The organism is Mesorhizobium vachelliae, assembly GCF_033977325.1.
Taxonomy (GTDB): domain Bacteria; phylum Pseudomonadota; class Alphaproteobacteria; order Rhizobiales; family Rhizobiaceae; genus Mesorhizobium; species Mesorhizobium vachelliae.
Genome location: NZ_JAVIIR010000003.1, coordinates 401,391 through 418,554, shown reverse-complemented (window position 1 = coordinate 418,554; position 17,164 = coordinate 401,391). Strand labels below are relative to the sequence as shown.

The window sequence follows — 17,164 nt, the reverse complement described above, 5'->3', positions numbered from 1 at the left end:
TCCGCCTTCGCATAAATTCTTGAATCGCATAAGCTTGTGCTTGGGTAATGGGGACATCAGGAGGGCTATTGGCACTTGTTGCCGGCAGCACGACACGTCTATGGACGCTTGTCGCGAAGGAGTTCTGGCGCAAGACGCGCCGGCGTTTGCGCGCCGGTCCGGTCTATCGCTGGCGCTATTCCGGCCGCACGCCCGAACGTGTCCTGATCGCCCCGCCCGACCTGCGGCTCGCCGATCCGCAGATCGCGCTGGAGATCTATTACGGCCGCTATCCGCTGTCCGGCCATCTGGTTGAGACCGGTGGCAGGTCGCCCTTCCAGCTCGACGTGCCCAATCGCGGCTGGGCGAAGTCGCTGCATGGCTTCCGCTGGCTGCGTCATATGCGCGCCACCGGCACCGAGCTCGCCGCCGCCAATGCCAGGGCGCTCGTGACCGACTGGATCGCCATGCACGGCAACCAGATTTCTGGCATCGCCTGGGAGCCGGGAACGACCGCCAAGCGGGTGATCGCCTGGCTGCAGCATTCCTCGGTGGTGCTGCAAGGCGCCGAATTCCCCTTCTATCGCGCCTTCCTCAAATCGCTCGCCGTGCAGATCCGTTACCTGCGCTCGATGGCGCGCGGGATGCCGGATGGCGAGGGCAGGCTGCGCGCCCGCATCGCCCTTGCCTTCGCCGCCTTGTCCTTGCCGGCGCCAGCCTCGGCGCTGCGCGCCGCGACGCGCAATCTGGCCGAGGAGCTCGACCGCCAGATCCTGCCCGACGGCGGCCACATCTCGCGCAACCCGATGGCGGTGCTGGAGCTGCTGGCCGACCTTCTGCCACTGCGCCAGACCTATGCCAACCAGGCCGAGGCGCCGCCGGCGGCCCTGATCGGCGCCATCGACCGCATGCTGCCAGCGCTGCGCTTCTTCCGCCACCAGGACGGCAGCCTCGCCCGCTTCAACGGCATGGGCGCCACCATCCATGACCGCATCGCCACGATCATGCGCCATGACGACACGGTGGGGGCGCCGCTGCTGCACGCGCCGCATTCCGGCTACGAGCGACTGTCGATGGGCGGCGTGACGGTGATCGCCGACACTGGCCTGCCACCGCCGGTCGACGTCTCCAACGCAGCACATGCCGGCTGCCTCGCCTTCGAGCTTTCCTCCGGGCGCCAGCACTTCATCGTCAATGCCGGCATCGACACTTACGGCGCCCCGGAATTCCGGCCGCTGGCCCGCGCTACCGCCGCGCATTCCACCGTCACCATCAACGACACCTCCTCGGCGCGCTTCAGCCACTCGTTGCGTGTCAGCGACCTTTTGGGCTCGCCGCTGATCGGCGGCCCGCAGCATGTGCCCTGCAAGCGCCTCGATCAGAAGGGCATGCATGGTTTCGTCGCCCGCCACGACGGCTATGTCCAGCAATTCGGCTTCCTGCATGAGCGCGAGCTGAAGCTCGGCACGAACGGCAACGTGCTTGCCGGCCGCGACCGTTTCCTGCGCCCGGGCGGCGGAGCAATCCGCAACAACGGCCGCGACTTCGTCACGGTGCGCTTCCACATCCACCCCGACATCAACCTGCTGCAGGACGGCTACGATCGCCTGGCCCTGGCAGCCGCGCAAGGCGACACCTGGGTTTTCACTTGCGCCGAAGTGGTGCCGGAGGTCGAGGAATCGATCTATTTCGCCGGCCTGAGCGGCCCGCGCCGCACCCGCCAGATCGTGCTCGCCTTCAAGGCCTCGGAGATTGCCGAGGTCCACTGGCAGCTGACCCGCACCGATATCGCCGGCTATCCCGAGAACAACTGAGCCGGTCCGGCAAACGCAGCTGCGCGCCTGATCCTGGACTCACTTGATTTCCGGGGCTCATATGATAGGGCCGGCCAACGTCCCCTTCCAACAGCCCTGAAAGGCCGCCCGCCATGGCCGTGCCCACAAAGAACATTCCGGCGCCCGACCTCGTTCCGGTGCGCCGCGCGCTGCTTTCCGTCTTCGACAAGACCGGCCTGGTCGATTTCGCCAAAGCGCTCGCCGCTGCCGGCGTCGAGCTGGTCTCGACGGGCGGCACGGCCAAGGCCATCGCCGGCGCGGGCCTGGCGGTGCGCGACGTTTCCGACCTCACCGGCTTTCCCGAGATCATGGACGGGCGGGTGAAGACCTTGCATCCGTCGGTGCATGGCGCGCTGCTCGGTATCCGCGACGATGCCGAGCACGTGAAGGCCATGCACGACCATCACATCGAGCCGATCGATCTCGTCGTCTGCAATCTCTATCCGTTCGAGGAGGTCCGCCGCTCCGGCGCCGGCTATGCCTCGATCGTCGAGAACATCGACATCGGCGGGCCGGCGATGATCCGCGCCTCGGCCAAGAACCACGCCTATGTCGCCATCGTCACCGATCCGGCCGACTATGCTTCGCTCATCAACGCGCTGGAGATGAATCTGGGCTCGCTGTCGCTCGACTTCCGCAAGATGCTGGCGGCCAAGGCCTTTGCCCGCACCGCCACCTATGATGCGGCGATCTCCGGCTGGTTCGCCGAGGCGCTGGAGATCGAGCACCCGACATGGCGCGCCTTCGGCGGCCGGCTCGACCAGGTGATGCGCTATGGCGAGAACCCGCATCAGGGCGCGGGCTTCTACCTTTCGGGCGACAAGCGGCCGGGCGTGGCGACGGCAAGGCAATTGCAGGGCAAGCAGCTCTCCTACAACAACATCAACGACACCGACGCCGCCTTTGAGCTGGTCGGCGAGTTCGACCCCGCCCGCTCGGCGGCGATCGCCATCATCAAGCACGCCAACCCTTGCGGCGTTGCCGAAGGTGAAACGCTGAAGGCGGCCTATGCCAAGGCGCTGGCCTGCGACCCGGTCTCGGCCTTTGGCGGCATCGTCGCCATGAACCGCGTCCTCGACGCCGAGGCGGCGGAGGAGATCGTCAAGACCTTCACCGAGGTCCTCATCGCGCCCGAGGCGACCGACGAAGCCGCCGCGATCGTCGCGGCGAAGAAGAATTTGCGCCTGCTGGTCACCGGCGGCCTGCCGGACCCGCGAGCCGCCGGCACGACGGTCAAATCCGTCGCCGGCGGGTTGCTTGTGCAAAGCCGCGACAACGCCGTGGTCGACGATCTCGAGCTGAAAGTGGTGACCAAGCGCGCGCCGACGCCGGCCGAACTGGCCGACCTCAAATTCGCCTTCCGCGTCGCCAAGCACGTGAAGTCCAACGCCATCGTCTATGCGAAAGACGGGGCGACGGTCGGCATCGGCGCCGGCCAGATGAGCCGCGTCGATTCCTCGCGCATCGCCGCCCGCAAGGCGCTGGATGCAGCAGAGGCGGCGGGCCTCGCCGAACCGCTGACCAAGGGTTCGGTCGTCGCGTCCGACGCCTTCTTCCCCTTCGCCGACGGACTGCTGTCGGCGATCGAAGCCGGCGCCACCGCCGTCATCCAACCCGGCGGCTCGATGCGCGACGACGACGTGATCGCCGCCGCCGATAAGCACGGCATCGCCATGGTGTTTACGGGCGTAAGGCATTTCCGGCATTGAGCGCCGTCTTCCCCTTCTCCCCTTGTGGGAGAAGGAGAAAGCGCTACCGCTTGTCCGCCGGGTAGGGCGTCTCCACCAAAATCGCCATGCCGAAGCCGAGGAACAGGATGATCGCCGCCATGCCGAGCCGTGGTGAATCGCTCATGGTGGTGATGGTCGCCACCATGAATGGCGCCAGGAAGCTGGTCGCCCGGCCCGCCAGCGCGTAGATGCCGAAATAGCGGCCGGACTCGGCGGCGGTGACGCTGCGCGCCATGTAGGATCGCGACGAGGCCTGCACCGGGCCGAAGGCGAGCCCGATCAGCAGGCCGTAGAGGATGTACGCCTTTTCGGCTGCTGTGCCGAACAGGCCGCCGGAATCGGCTATCGACAGCGGAATCAGGCCGAGCAGCGTGAAACCCGGCCCGGTCGAGACGACGCCGATGGTGGCGACAGACAGCATGACCAGCGCGATCAGCACCACCGCCTTGGAGCCCAAGGCCGTATCCAGCCGTGCCGCGATCCAGCAGCCGAAGATGGCGACGATGTTGAGGATGATGCCGAACAGGCCGATCTCGGTGATCGACCAGTGGAACATACCCGCCGCGAAAGTGCCGCCGAGCGCCAGCAGCGCATTGACGCCGTCCTGGTAGATCATGCGGGCGAGCAGGAAGCGCAGGATGCCGCGGCGCTGGCGCACCTCGGCAAGCGTCGACTTCAACTCGGACAGGCCCTCGCGCACCGCCGGGCCGATCGGGATTCCCTTGGTGGCGTCGGGCGTGAAGAAGAACATCGGCAGGATGAACAGGAAATACCAGCCGGCCGACATCGGCCCGGTGAAGCGCGCGTCCTCGCCGAGCTTTGGATCGAGGCCGAACAATGGATCGAGGCCGATGAGCGTCTTGCCAGTTTCGAGATTGCCGGCCAGGAAGAGCACGACGAAGATCAACGCGATCATGCCGCCGAGATAGCCGAGCCCCCAGGCCATGTTTGAGATCTTGCCGATCTCTTCCTTCGGCACCAGCCTTGGCATCATGGAATCGTTGAACACGGTGGAGAATTCGGCCGCCACCGAGGCCAGCGAGAACAAAAGCACGACCAGGAACAGGTTCGAGCCCGGTGCCGCGAACCACAGCAGGCTGAGGCTGACGATCTTGATCGTCGCGAAGAACGCGATCCACGGCTTGCGCGGCCCGGTCTGGTCGGCGATCGAGCCGAGCACCGGCGACAGCACCGCGATGACCAGGCCCGCCGCGGCAATCCCATAGCCCCACGCCGCTTGTCCGGCGGTCGGGTCGCTAGCCATGCGCGAGACGAAATATGGCCCGAAGATGAAGGTGGTGACAACGGTGAAGAAAGGCTGCGCCGCCCAGTCGAAGAACATCCAGCCCCAGATGCCGCGCCCAGATGCCCGCTGCACTGTCTCTACTGCCGCCATGCTTTCTCCCCTGGCATCGCTCGCGCCGGCGTCATGTCTGCATGTTTTCAGGCAGCGATGCAAATGAACAAGCCCGGTTCCTCGCCCCACGCAGTGGGGAGAGGTGTCTCGGCGAAGCCGAGACGGAGAGGGGAATGCGTCTGCCTATGGCAGGTTGATCCTGCAAAGAAGGGCTCCGCCCTACGAAGCCCCCTCTTCGGCCGCTTCGCGGCCACCTCTCCCCCGCCTTTGGCAGGGGCGAGGAACCAGGCTTTATTCACATCCCCGTCAGGTCGCTCATCAGGCCCGACGCCACCGACAGCCGCGAAACGGTGATGTCGCCGCCTTCGGTCAGCGCCTGCAGCCTCTCGCGGATGCGGGCGACGCGCTCGCCGCCGGCCTCCAGCCACGCCGCGACCGGATCCGCGGCCGTGCTGTAACCGGTAAGCGCCGCCACCGCGATGCCGCGGCGCGCCACGCCGATCGTGTCGGTCGCGCGCGACAGCGCCAGCTGGTCGTAATAGTCCGGCGGCATGATCGAGCGCGCAGCTTCCTCGACGCGCGGGATGCGGAAGGCGTCGCTGACGGCGAAGAAGGCCTTGGCCGCGCTGACGATGTCGGCATTGGCGGTGCGCGCGGTGAGCGCGACGTCCGGGATCAGTTCGGCCACCTCGGCCAGAGCGAGCTGCCCGGCGAGCCTTTCCGGCGCGCCGCCCTTGAACAGGCCATGCCGCCGCTCTTCGATACGCTCGCGCGAGAAGGCTGGCAGCAGCGAGGTAAGCTTCGGCTCCAACGCCTTGCGGGCTTCCTGCAATTCGGCGATGCGCTGGCCGAGCGGCGCCGAGCCCGCATCGTTCTTCAGGTACCAGCCGCTGGTCGCGAAGATGAGCCGGCTGACCGCCTGGTAGAGATCGAGCTGGATCTGGCCGTCGATCTGATTGTCGAGCGCGTCGATCTCCTCATAGAGCGCCGGCAGAGCGAAGCCGTCGCGGACCACGGCGAAGGTGCGCACGACATGGGCCGCGGTACGGCCGGTGGCTTCCTGGAGCCGGTTGACGAAGGACGGGCCTCCGCGGTTGACGAGATCGTTGGCGACGACCCGCGCGATGATCTCGCGCCGCAGCCTGTGGTCGCGGATCTCGCCGGCGAACTTCTTGGCCATGCGCCCCGGGAAATAGCCCATCAGGTCGCGGTCGAAATGCGGATCGTCCGGCACGTCGCTGGCGACGATGTCGGAGAACAGCACGATCTTGGCATAGGCCAGCAGCACGCCGAGCTCGGCTCTCGTCAGCGGCTCGCCGCGCGCCTCGCGTTCGGCAAGGGCGGCCGGCGAAGGCAGCGTCTCGACCGCGCGATCGAGCAGGCCGCGCGCCTCCAGCGCCGTCATGAAGCGCGCCTGGTGCGCGATGTCGGCGAGCCCTCGCTTGCGCGCGAGCGACAGCGCCAGCGTCTGCTGGTAGTTGTTGGAGAGCACCAGCGCGCTCACCTCGTCGGTCATCTCGGCAAGCAGCTTGTTGCGCGCCGGCCGCGCCAGCGAGCCCTTGCGCATGGCCGACGCCAGCGCGATCTTGATGTTGACCTCGACGTCGGAGCAGTTGACGCCGCCCGAATTGTCGATGGCGTCCGAATTGCAGCGGCCGCCATTCATCCCGAACTCGATGCGCGCCCGCTGCGTGACGCCGAGATTGGCGCCCTCGCCGATGACTTTCGCCCGGACATCGAGCGCCGTGACGCGGACGGCGTCGTTGGCACGGTCGCCGACATCCTGATTGCTTTCACCGGAAGCCCGCACATAGGTGCCGATGCCACCGAACCACAGAAGATCGACCGGAGCCTTGAGGATGGCGTTCATGATCTCGACCGGCGTCGCCGTGGTCTTGGACAAGCCGATCGCGGCGGCGGCCGCCTGCGGCAACGTGATCGATTTCTGGTTGCGCGAGACGATGACGCCGCCTTCCGACAGTTTCGACTTGTCGTAGTCCTGCCAGGACGAGCGCGGCAGCGCGAACATGCGCACCCGCTCGGCCATCGAGGCGGCCATGTCCGGATCCGGATCGATGAAGATGTCGCGATGGTCGAAGGCGGCGATCAGCCTGGTCTGCGGCGACAAGAGCATGCCGTTGCCGAACACGTCGCCCGACATGTCGCCGACGCCGACAACGGTGAAGGGCGAGGTCTGGATGTCGCGATTGATCTCGCGGAAATGCCGCTTCACCGCTTCCCAGGCGCCTTTTGCGGTGATGCCCATCTTCTTGTGGTCGTAGCCGGCCGAGCCGCCGCTGGCAAAGGCGTCGTCCAGCCAGAAGTGGTGCTTCTCGGAAATGGCGTTGGCGGTGTCGGAGAAGGTCGCCGTGCCCTTGTCGGCGGCCACGACGAAATAGGGATCGTCGGGATCGCGACGCACCACGCCGGCCGGCGGGATGACGCCGTCGACGCCGATATTGTCGGTGATCGACAAAAGGCTGGAGACGAAGTTCTTGTAGGCCGAAGTGCCGGCCTCGAAGATGGCGTCGCGCCCCGCGCTCATCGGCAGCTTCTTCGGATAGAAGCCGCCCTTGGCGCCGACCGGCACGATGACCGCGTTCTTGACCTGCTGTGCCTTGACCAGCCCCAGCACCTCGGTGCGGTAGTCCTGGGCGCGGTCCGACCAGCGCAGGCCGCCGCGCGCCACGGGGCCGAAGCGCAGATGCACGCCCTCGACCTCGGAGCCGTAGACGAAGATCTCGCGCCATGGCCTGGGCGCCGGCAGGCCTTCGACCGCCTGCGAATCGAGCTTGATCGCCAGCGATTGCCCCTTCGCTTTCGTATCGGCTACGAAATGATTGGTGCGCAGCGAGGCTTCGATGAGGTTGAGGTAGCGGCGGATGATGGTGTCGTCATCGATGTTGGGCACCTCCTCCAGCGCATCCTTGATCTTGGCCTTGAGATGCTTGGCGACGATCACGCCGTCGCCGTCCGCCGTCGGCCCGAGCCGGGCGACGAACAATTCATGCAGGCCGCGCGCGATCTCGGGATAACGGTTGAGCGCCGCGGCAATGAAATCCTGGCTCTGCGGGATGCCGGCCTGCTGCAGGTAACGGCCATAGGCGCGCAGGATGGTGATCTCGCCCGACCACAGGCCGGCGGTCTGCGCCAGGCCGTTATAGCCGTCATTGTCGACATCGCCGCGCCAGACCGAGAGGAACGCGTCCTCGAACAGCGCGCCGCCGTCGGCAAGATCTATTCGCGCGCCGTAGCTGTTCTCCAGCTCCATGTCGTGGATGAAGACGGTGCCGGCCGCGTCGCCACCGACCTCGAAGGTGCGCTCGCTGATGACGCGGAAGCCGATATTTTCCAGCACCGGCACGCGCCGCGACAGCGCCACCGGGCTGCCGAAATGGTAGATCTTCAACGCCGCTTGTTCCGGCTTCTGGTCGGCATGGCGGTAATAGTCGATGGCGATCGGATTGTCGGCGCCGATCTTCGCGATGCGCCCGGCATCGGCCAGCGCCACTGCGGCCGAGAAGGAGTCCCGATAGCTTTCGGGGAAACGCGCCGCGATCGCCTTCAGCGCCGGATCGCTGCCGGCCGCTTCCGCGGCTTCGGAGAGCGCGTCCTCCCAGGTGCGCACGATGTCGCGGATCGCCGCCTCGATCGTCGACTGCTCGACCTTCGGCGTCTTGCCGCCGGAACGGCCGATGATGAAATGCACGCGCGCAAGCCCGCCTTCCGGGAAGGCCGGGTAATAGGCCGACAGCCGGCCCTCGAACACAGTCTTGAGATAGGTGCCGACCTTCTCGCGCACGACGCTGTCGTAGCGATCGCGCGGCACGAAGACCAGGATCGAGACGAAGCGGTCGAATTGGTCGGCGCGCACCAGAGCCCTGACGCGCGGCCGCTCGATGAGCCCCAGGATCGCCGCGGCGTGCTTCCTCAGGATCGGCACCGGAACCTGGAATAGCTCATCGCGCGGATAGCTCTCCAGCACGTTGATCAGGGCCTTGCCCGAATGGTCGTTCGGGTTGAAGCCCGACTTGGCGATGATGGTCTCCGCCTTCGAGCGCAGATACGGGATCTTCATCACCGAGCGCGTGTAGGCGGTCGAGGTGAACAGGCCGACGATGCGCAGCTCGCCCGCCAGCGCGCCTTTCGACGTGTAGGTCTTGACGCCGATGTAATCGAGATAGATGCGCCGATGCACCGACGACTTGGCGTTGGCCTTGGTGACGATCAGCGGCTCCGGCCCGTGCAGGAAGGCACGGATCTCCGGCGTCGTCGTCACTGCTTCCGTGCCGCGCCTCAGCACCAGCACGTCGGGATCCGACAGGATGCCCATGCCGGGCTTCTCGGCACGCTCCAGATTGCCGCTTTCCTCGCCGCCGACATATTTGAACTCGCGCATGCCGAGGAAGGTGAAATTGTCGTCGCGCAGCCATTCGAGGAAGGCGATCGCCTCGGCGACGCTCTTCTTGTCGAGCGGCACGGCCGAATAGCGGAATTCGGAAATCGCCTGGTCGAGACGGGCGAGCATGCGCTTCCAGTCGACGACGGCGGCGCGGACCTGCGAAAGCATCTTGCGCAGCCGCAAGGTGAGGCTTGCCGCCTGGTCGGCGGTCAGCCGCGGGACATGGACATGGACGACGCTTAGCCGGTCTCGCTCGTCATCCTCCTTGCCGCCATCGCCGAGAACCTCGACGACGCCGTTCTTGCCGTGGCGGACGGTTACGATTGGATGGGTGACCAAGGTCGGCTCGCCGCTGACCTCGGTGATTTCGCCGAGGATGGAATCGAACAGGAACGGCATGTTGTCGTTGACGACGGTGATGACCGTGACCGGCCGGCCGCCGCAAGCAACGCCGGAATCCGCCTCGACGGCGACGACGCTTTCGCCTTTCCTATGGCTGGCGACCGCCTGGGCGGCGAGCTCGCCGGCGCGCTCGAGGTCGGCCGCGTCATAAGCCGCGATGTCCTCGGCGGGCGCCCGGGCCAGCAGATAGTCGACAAGCCTCGCGGATTTTTCCTCCGCTTTCGCGGCGGCGGCTTTCTTCTTCGGCTTGGATTTAATGCTGGCCATGACGCTTGGTCCCTCCCGTCCTATGCTTTTGCGACTATCGTAGCAGATGACCGCTGCTTCGCGACAAAGGTTTGACGACGCATTAAAAAATTCGAACCGACGCCGCGCCTTACAGGGAGAACGACCCATGAATGACAGGATTACCGCGCTTGACCTTGTCCAGGCGGAGCTAGGCGAGGCGACGAAGGCCTATTTCGACAAATGCCGCGAGAAGCTCGGCCTCGTGCCCAACGTGCTTCTCGCCTACGCCTTCGACGAGAAGAAGCTGCGCGCCTTCACCGACATGTACAACGACCTGATGCTGGGCGAGTCCAGCCTGTCGAAGCTGGAGCGCGAGATGATCGCCGTGGTCGTCTCCTCGGTCAATCACTGCTTCTATTGCCTGACCGCGCATGGCGCGGCGGTGCGCCAGCTGTCGGGCGAGCCGGCGCTGGGCGAGATGATGGTGATGAATTTCCGCGCCGCCGAGCTCTCGCCGAAGCAGACAGCGATGCTGGAATTCGCCGTCAAGCTGACGGAAGAGCCGGCCAGGATCGTCGAGGCCGACCGCACCGCCTTGCGCCAGGCCGGTTTTTCCGACCGCGACATCTGGGACATCGCCTCGACCGCCGCCTTCTTCAACATGTCCAATCGCGTCGCCGCCGCGGTCGACATGCGGCCGAACCCCGAATACCACGCCATGGCAAGGTGAAGCTCGTTACATCAGACTCAACTTAACATCGATTGCATGTTCGCCGGTTTGGTCCGATGATTAGGATTGCAGCGTAGCTGCATATCCAGGATTGCGGCCCAGCCGCGTATCAACGATTGCAGCGTAGCTGCATATCGGATTGCAGCATGGCTGCACATCAACGATTGCGGCGTAGCCGCGTGCCGGTTCGACGCCGCTGACAACGGAGGAGAACATGACAAAATTTCTCTATGTCTATCATGGCTCCGGCAAGATGCCCGCGACCGAGACCGAACGCAAAGCGGTGACCGACGCCTGGAACGGCTGGTTTGGTAAGCTTGGCAAGTCGGTAGTCGACGGTGGCAATCCGGTCGGCATGTCCAAGACCGTGCTGTCCGGCGGGAAAATCGAGAACAATGGCGGCAGCAATCCGACCGGCGGCTATTCGATCATCGAGGCCAGGGATATCGACGATGCAGCCGAGAAGGCCAAGGGTTGCCCGATGCTTGCAATGCCGAACTGCAGCGTCGAGATCGCGCCGATCATCGAGATGATGTAGCGCTCAAGAACGCGCCGCGATTGCCGCGGCCGCGCCCGCCATCGTCGTGGCGCTGACGCGGTTGGCGATCTTCATGGCGCGCTTGCTCTTCAGGAGCCGGCGCGCCTGCGAAGCGGCGAGCACCCAGCCGAGGTCGATGACGACGAGCACCAAAGCCATGGTCAGCGTCAACTCGACCCAGCCGATAACGCTGACCGAGGCAAGATCGATGATGGTCGGCAGCAGCGCCAGATAGAACATCATGATCTTCGGGTTGCCGAGCGTCACCGCCATGCCGGCAAAGAACAGTTTCAGGGCTGAATCCTCGCGCGGCATCTCGCCTTCCTTGGCCTCGACCGGCGCCGTCCACATCTTGAAGGCCAGATACGCAAGGTAGGCGACGCCCACCCATTTCACGACGACGAAAGCGTAGTGGAAGGTCTGCGCCACGACGGCGAGCCCAAACACCGCCAGCGACAGCCAGATGGCTTCGCCGATCCACATGGCGAGCAGGAATGGGAAGACATCGCGGAACCCCTTCGAGATCACCCGCGCCACGAGTGCTGCGATCGACGGGCCGGGCGAGCCGGCGGCAACGAACAGGGCGGCGGCGAAGATGAGCAGCGAGGCGAGATGCATGGCAGACCTCTTGTGGTGAAGAATTCAAGCCCGAGAGACTAGCGCAACCATCGGGATGACGAAAGTCGGACGGCTTGCCAGCTGGACGCCACGCGGCTAGAAGACCGGACCTTTATCCATTTCGAGCATCACTTTGCCTCAGTAACAGCCGGTCTCGCCAACTCCTCCGAATGCACCGCAGGCGCAGCTTTAGCGGCCCTGCATTTATTCATGTGTTCTTCAGGCGGCGGTTCGAGACCGGTTTGGCATTGCTGAGCCGCTGTCGTGCGCAGTTCCGCGCCGACCGCCTGACACCACCAACGCAGTCTTCGCCACGCCGCGCCCTTATGGGCAACTCGGACATTGCCGGCCTGACGGACTTCCCGACGGGAAGGGCCTACCGGCATGCTCGAACCTTGCGCGTCCGCTGGACGATCGCGCCCGCAACCGCGCCGCGACCTCTAATCAACTGCAACCGCTGCGGCAGCGTCAGATCGTATCAATGCAGCGAAAAATTCCGCGTCAACGCCAACGGCAAGCGCATCGACGTCTGGCTGATCTATCGGTGCGTCGACTGCGACAATTCCTGGAATTTCGCCATCCTGGAACGGCGAGCCCGCCGCGACATCGAGCCGGCGTTGCTTACAGCGCTCGAAAGCAACGATCCGGCCCTCGCCCGCCGCCTTGCGTTCGATGCCGCCGCACTACGCGACAGGGCCGGGCGGATCGAAGAATTTTCCGATGCCACGGTCCGAAAGGAGCTCCTGGACGGCGAGCCGGAAAGCCCGGCCGCGGTCGCGCTTGAGCTTCGGCTCGAGGGCACGACGCCTTTGCGGCTCGACCGCCTGCTTGCCGGCGAGCTTGGCCTTTCGCGATCGAGGCTTCAGGTCCTGGACGACCGAAGGCGGCTGACCATCGAACCGGATGGCGTCAGGGCCTTGCGCAAGCCTGTACGCGATGGCCTGACGGTGCGCCTCGATCTGGCTGGAGAAGCGGATTGCCGCGCTGTCCTGTCGGCAGCGTGCCGCTGAAACGAAAAGAGGGAGCATCCGCTCCCTCTTTTAAACCCTTGGCGGGAAACTTACGCCGCGCCCATCACCTTGGCGGCCTTCTCGAAGCGCTTGCGCTCGTTCGGATCGAGATAGAGCTTGCGGAGCCGGATGGTCTTCGGCGTCACCTCGACCAGCTCGTCGTCCTGGATCCAGGCGAGCGCGCGCTCCAGCGTCATGCGGATCGGCGGGGTCAGCTTCACCGCCTCGTCCTTGCCGGCGGCGCGGATATTGGTGAGCTTCTTGCCCTTGAGCACGTTCACCTCGAGGTCGTTGTCGCGGGAATGGATGCCGATGATCATGCCCTGATAGACCTTGACGCCCGGATCGATGATCATCGGGCCGCGGTCTTCCAGGTTCCACATGGCGTAGGCGACGGACTCGCCCTGCTCGTTGGAGATCAAGACGCCATTGGTGCGGCCGGGCAATTCGCCCTTGTAGGGTTCATAGGCGAAGAACAGCCGGTTCATCACGGCCGTGCCGCGCGTATCGGTCAACAGCTCCGACTGGTAGCCGATCAGGCCGCGCGTCGGCGCGTGGAAGACGAGGCGCTGGCGGTTGCCGCCGGAGGGGCGCAGCTCGACCATCTCGGCCTTGCGCTCCGACATCTTCTGCACGACCACGCCGGCATGCTCCTCGTCGACGTCGATGACGACTTCCTCGACCGGCTCCAGCAGCTGGCCGTCATCGCCCTTCTGCATGACGACGCGCGGACGCGACACGGCGAGCTCGAAGCCCTCGCGGCGCATCGTCTCGATCAGCACCGCCAGCTGCAATTCGCCGCGGCCGGAGACGAAGAAGGAGTCCTTTTCGGCCGATTCCTCGATCTTGAGCGCGACATTGCCCTCGGCCTCGCGCAGCAGGCGGTCGCGGATGACGCGGCTGGTCACCTTGTCGCCCTCGGTGCCGGCTAGCGGGCTGTCATTGACCAGGAAGGACATGGTGACCGTCGGCGGATCGATCGGCTGCGCATGCAGCGGCTCGCTTACCGCCGGGTCGCAGAACGTGTCGGCGACGGTGCCCTTCGACAGGCCGGCGATGGCGACGATGTCGCCCGCCTGCGCTTCCTCGATCGGCTGGCGCTCGAGGCCGCGGAAGGCGAGGATCTTGGAGACGCGGCCGGTCTCGATCTGGGTGCCGTCATGATGCAGCACCTTGACCGCCTGGTTGGCCTTCAGCGTGCCGCTTTCGATGCGGCCGGTGATGATGCGGCCGAGGAACGGATTGGCCTCGAGGATGGTGCCGATCATGCGGAACGGGCCGGGATGGACCGTCGGCGCCGGCACATGCTTGACGACCAGGTCGAACAGCGGGGCGAGACCCTGGTCCTTCGGACCCTCGGGGTTTTCCGAAACCCAGCCGTCGCGACCCGAACCATAGAGGATCGGGAAATCGAGCTGCTCGTCGGTGGCGTCGAGCGCGGCGAAGAGGTCGAACACCTCGTTGACCACTTCGATATGGCGGGCATCCGGACGGTCGATCTTGTTGATGACGACGATTGGACGCAAGCCAACCTTGAGCGCCTTGCCGACGACGAACTTGGTCTGCGGCATCGGGCCTTCGGCGGCGTCGACGAGCACGATCGCCGAATCCACCATCGACAGGATGCGCTCGACCTCGCCGCCGAAATCGGCGTGCCCGGGCGTGTCGACGATGTTGATGCGGGTGCCATGCCAGTCGACCGAGGTCGCCTTGGCGAGGATGGTGATGCCGCGTTCCTTTTCGAGGTCGTTGGAGTCCATGGCGCGCTCGGCGACGCGCTGATTGTCGCGGAAGGCGCCGGACTGTTTCAGGAGCTGGTCGACAAGCGTGGTTTTGCCATGGTCGACATGCGCGATGATCGCGATATTGCGGAGGTTCATTGTCTGGTCTCGGGAGCGTTGCAGGCAGCAGGCCCAAAAGCGCCGCCTTTTTCGGTTGGGCGGCTCATACAAGGTTTTTCGCAATTGCGAAAGGGGAGGCCCGGCCCCAAATACATGGTCACTGATTCTTAAACGTCTTGGTGTGAAATGATTCCGTTAACCAAGGCGGAACCTTTGAGGGGCCGGGCAATTTCATGTTCATGACCGATCATATGTCCAGATTGCGTCCGGTTTTCGCATGGGCAGCGCTTGGCGTGCTGCTTGCCGCCGGAGTGGCGCAGTCGGCGACGGCTCTGAGAGAGAGCGGTTCCATCCAGCCGCCCGACCCCAGGACCGCGCAGCAGATGTTCGCTGACGCCCCGGACGGCGTCGACCCGATCGTCACCGGCCCGGTCAGCGCCGCCTTCAAGCAGCGCCAGAAGGACGCCAACTGCGACACGGCGGTATGGCCGAATGTTCCGCGGGCTTGCTATCCGGACTGACGGCGAACCGCGCATAACGCGGCAAATGTAGCGATCCTTCGCGCCCCCCTCTGCCCTGCCGGGCATCTCCCCCACAAGGGGGGAGATCAGATGTCGCCAACGCTCTCGCCAATCGCCCGCGTTGCAGAGTCTGCGGGGCGCCGGAACTGCTGATCTCCCCCCTCGTGGGGGAGATGGCCGGCAGGCCAGAGGGGGGCGCTGTCCCGCCGGCGTGGCTTTTTGTAACAAGCAGCCTAAGCAGATCGCACCGGGTCCAATGTCACCTTGTAAAGCTCGTTGTCGTCGCGATCCATCAGCCGCACGGTGAGCTGTTCGGTTGTACCCGATATGTCGACCAGCCCGAAGAACTGCAGGCCTGCCGACGGCGGCAGATTCTGGCCCTGCTCAGCGGTCGGGGCCTTGATGAATTTCAGCTCCGGCCCGAAGGTCATATCGAGGTCGTTGGGGCCGAATGTGCCGGCATGGATCGGGCCGGAGACGAATTCCCAGAACGGATTGAAATCCTGGAACTGCGCCTTGTCGGGGTTGTAGTAATGCGCCGCGGTGTAGTGCACGTCGGCGGTCAGCCAAACCGTGTTGGTGATGCCGGCATTCTTGATGAAGCGCAGCACATCGGCGAATTCGAGCTCGCGGCCCTTCGGCACGCCATTGTCGTTGTTGCTGACGGCCTCGAAACCGACCTTCTTTGCCGCGTCGTCCCAGACGACGAGACTGAGAGGCATGTCGGCGGCGATGATCTTCCAGGTCGCCCTGGAATTCGCCAGTTCGCGCTTCAGCCACCTGGATTGTTCTTCGCCGATCATGCGCGACTTCGGGGTCAGCGTTTCATCCAGATTGGGGCCGTTGGGGCCGCGATAGGAGCGCATGTCGAGGAAGAACACGTCGAGCAGCGGCCCGTGCGAGATCTTGCGGTAGACGCGGCCCGGCTCCGACGGCTCGTAGCGGATGGTGGTCATCTCGTGGAAGGCGCGAGCGGCCCTGGCCGCCAGCACATGGATCGACTTCTCCTTATAGCGGTCGTCGGCGGTCAGGTCCTTCGAGTCCGACCAGTTGTTCAGCACCTCATGGTCGTCCCACTGGTAGAAGGTCGGGCAGATGGCGGAGAGGCCAAGCACGTGCTTGTCCATCATGTTGTACTTCCACTGGTCGCGATACTCGTCCAGCGTCTCGGCAACCTTGCGCTTGCCGTCGAGCATGACGACGTTCTTCCACTTGCCGCCGCCGGGCAGGTCGACCTCTTCCTTCAAGGCGCCATCGGCATAGATCGTGTCGCCGGAATGCAGGAAGAAATCCGGCGTGTGCCTGGCGATGGTCGAATAGGTCTTCATGCCGGTCTCGTCGATGCCCCAGCCCTGGCCGGCGGTGTCGCCCGACCAGGCGAAGCGCACGTCGCGCTTAGACGACGGCGCGGTGCGGAAGCGGCCGACGATCGGCTCGGAAACGACATTGATGTCGGAGAGATCGGCGGCGACCATGCGGTAGAAGATGTCCTGGTCCGAGGCGAGGTCCGTGAGCAGCCGCTTCACCGTGTAGTCGCTGGCCGGCGAGGTATCGAGCGCAGCCAGCCGCGTCGCGTTGGCGAAGCTTTCGGTGGTCGACACTTCATAGATCACGCGCGCCGGGCGATCGGTGCGGGTCCAGACCATGCCCGACGTTGCGTCGACGTCGCCGGACTGGACGCCATGCGTGAAGGCCGGGCGCTGGCTGGCGCGGGAATAATAGGGCAATGCCAATCCGGAGGCGCCGACAAGGCCGAAGGCGCTGGCCGAAGTGACGAAAGCGCGACGGGTCAGTGAGAGCTTGTTCATGGCTGTCTCCGGATGGCTTTGAACGGGACCGCCAAGCTCTCGCCTCAATGTTTCAGGCGCATATCGGAACCATGAAGTTTTTCTGACAACCTACAGATTGGGCGAGCCGCCGGAACTGCTGATCTCCCCCCTTGTGGGGGAGATGGCCGGCAGGCCAGAGGGGGG

11 protein-coding genes are annotated in these 17,164 nt (G+C 65.1%); 6 read left to right on the top strand and 5 right to left on the bottom strand.

The window, feature by feature from the left end; translation table 11 throughout:
• The first annotated feature begins 47 nt into the window (after positions 1-47).
• Both RFM41_RS08940 and purH read left to right on the top strand, forming a co-directional pair.
• On the top strand, positions 48-1,793 hold the full coding sequence (locus RFM41_RS08940) for a heparinase II/III family protein (RefSeq protein ID WP_430691513.1): 1,746 nt from the start codon (positions 48-50) through the stop codon (positions 1,791-1,793).
• Between the two features lie 113 nt (positions 1,794-1,906).
• Positions 1,907-3,523 carry a bifunctional phosphoribosylaminoimidazolecarboxamide formyltransferase/IMP cyclohydrolase gene (gene purH / locus RFM41_RS08935; RefSeq protein WP_320247373.1) on the top strand — a complete coding sequence of 539 codons (1,617 nt, stop codon included), beginning with the start codon at positions 1,907-1,909 and terminating at the stop codon, positions 3,521-3,523.
• Positions 3,524-3,566: 43 nt separating this feature from the next.
• Here purH and RFM41_RS08930 read toward each other — a convergent pair whose 3' ends face one another.
• Positions 3,567-4,940 carry an MFS transporter gene (locus RFM41_RS08930; protein ID WP_320247376.1) on the bottom strand — a complete coding sequence of 458 codons (1,374 nt, stop codon included), beginning with the start codon at positions 4,938-4,940 and terminating at the stop codon, positions 3,567-3,569.
• A gap of 256 nt (positions 4,941-5,196) precedes the next feature.
• On the bottom strand, positions 5,197-9,972 hold the full coding sequence (locus tag RFM41_RS08925; RefSeq protein ID WP_320247379.1) for an NAD-glutamate dehydrogenase: 4,776 nt from the start codon (positions 9,970-9,972) through the stop codon (positions 5,197-5,199).
• A 127-nt stretch (positions 9,973-10,099) separates the two neighbouring features.
• Here RFM41_RS08925 and RFM41_RS08920 point away from each other — a divergent pair, with 127 nt between their 5' ends.
• A complete protein-coding gene (locus RFM41_RS08920) occupies positions 10,100-10,663 on the top strand; it encodes a peroxidase-related enzyme (protein WP_320247382.1) in 564 nt (187 codons plus the stop codon).
• Positions 10,664-10,877: 214 nt separating this feature from the next.
• Complete coding sequence (locus RFM41_RS08915; protein WP_320247385.1) at positions 10,878-11,201, top strand: YciI family protein; 324 nt, start codon at positions 10,878-10,880, stop codon at positions 11,199-11,201.
• Between the two features lie 3 nt (positions 11,202-11,204).
• Here the strand turns inward: RFM41_RS08915 and RFM41_RS08910 are convergent, their stop codons facing one another.
• A complete protein-coding gene (locus tag RFM41_RS08910) occupies positions 11,205-11,819 on the bottom strand; it encodes a LysE family translocator (RefSeq protein ID WP_320247387.1) in 615 nt (204 codons plus the stop codon).
• 242 nt (positions 11,820-12,061) lie between these two features.
• Between RFM41_RS08910 and RFM41_RS08905 the strand changes: the two genes are divergently transcribed.
• Entirely contained in the window at positions 12,062-12,829 is a 768-nt protein-coding gene (locus RFM41_RS08905; protein ID WP_320247389.1) for a DUF1062 domain-containing protein, read from the top strand.
• 50 nt (positions 12,830-12,879) lie between these two features.
• Here the strand turns inward: RFM41_RS08905 and typA are convergent, their stop codons facing one another.
• Positions 12,880-14,709: a translational GTPase TypA gene (typA, locus tag RFM41_RS08900; protein ID WP_320247391.1), complete on the bottom strand. Its 1,830-nt coding sequence runs from the start codon at positions 14,707-14,709 to the stop codon at positions 12,880-12,882.
• A 194-nt stretch (positions 14,710-14,903) separates the two neighbouring features.
• Here typA and RFM41_RS08895 point away from each other — a divergent pair, with 194 nt between their 5' ends.
• Positions 14,904-15,191, top strand: a complete 288-nt coding sequence (locus RFM41_RS08895; RefSeq protein WP_320319259.1) for a hypothetical protein — start codon at positions 14,904-14,906, stop codon at positions 15,189-15,191.
• 233 nt (positions 15,192-15,424) lie between these two features.
• Here RFM41_RS08895 and RFM41_RS08890 read toward each other — a convergent pair whose 3' ends face one another.
• Positions 15,425-16,999 (bottom strand): alkaline phosphatase D family protein, encoded by a 1,575-nt coding sequence (locus RFM41_RS08890; RefSeq protein ID WP_320247395.1) that lies wholly within the window; start codon positions 16,997-16,999, stop codon positions 15,425-15,427.
• Positions 17,000-17,164: the final 165 nt, after the last annotated feature.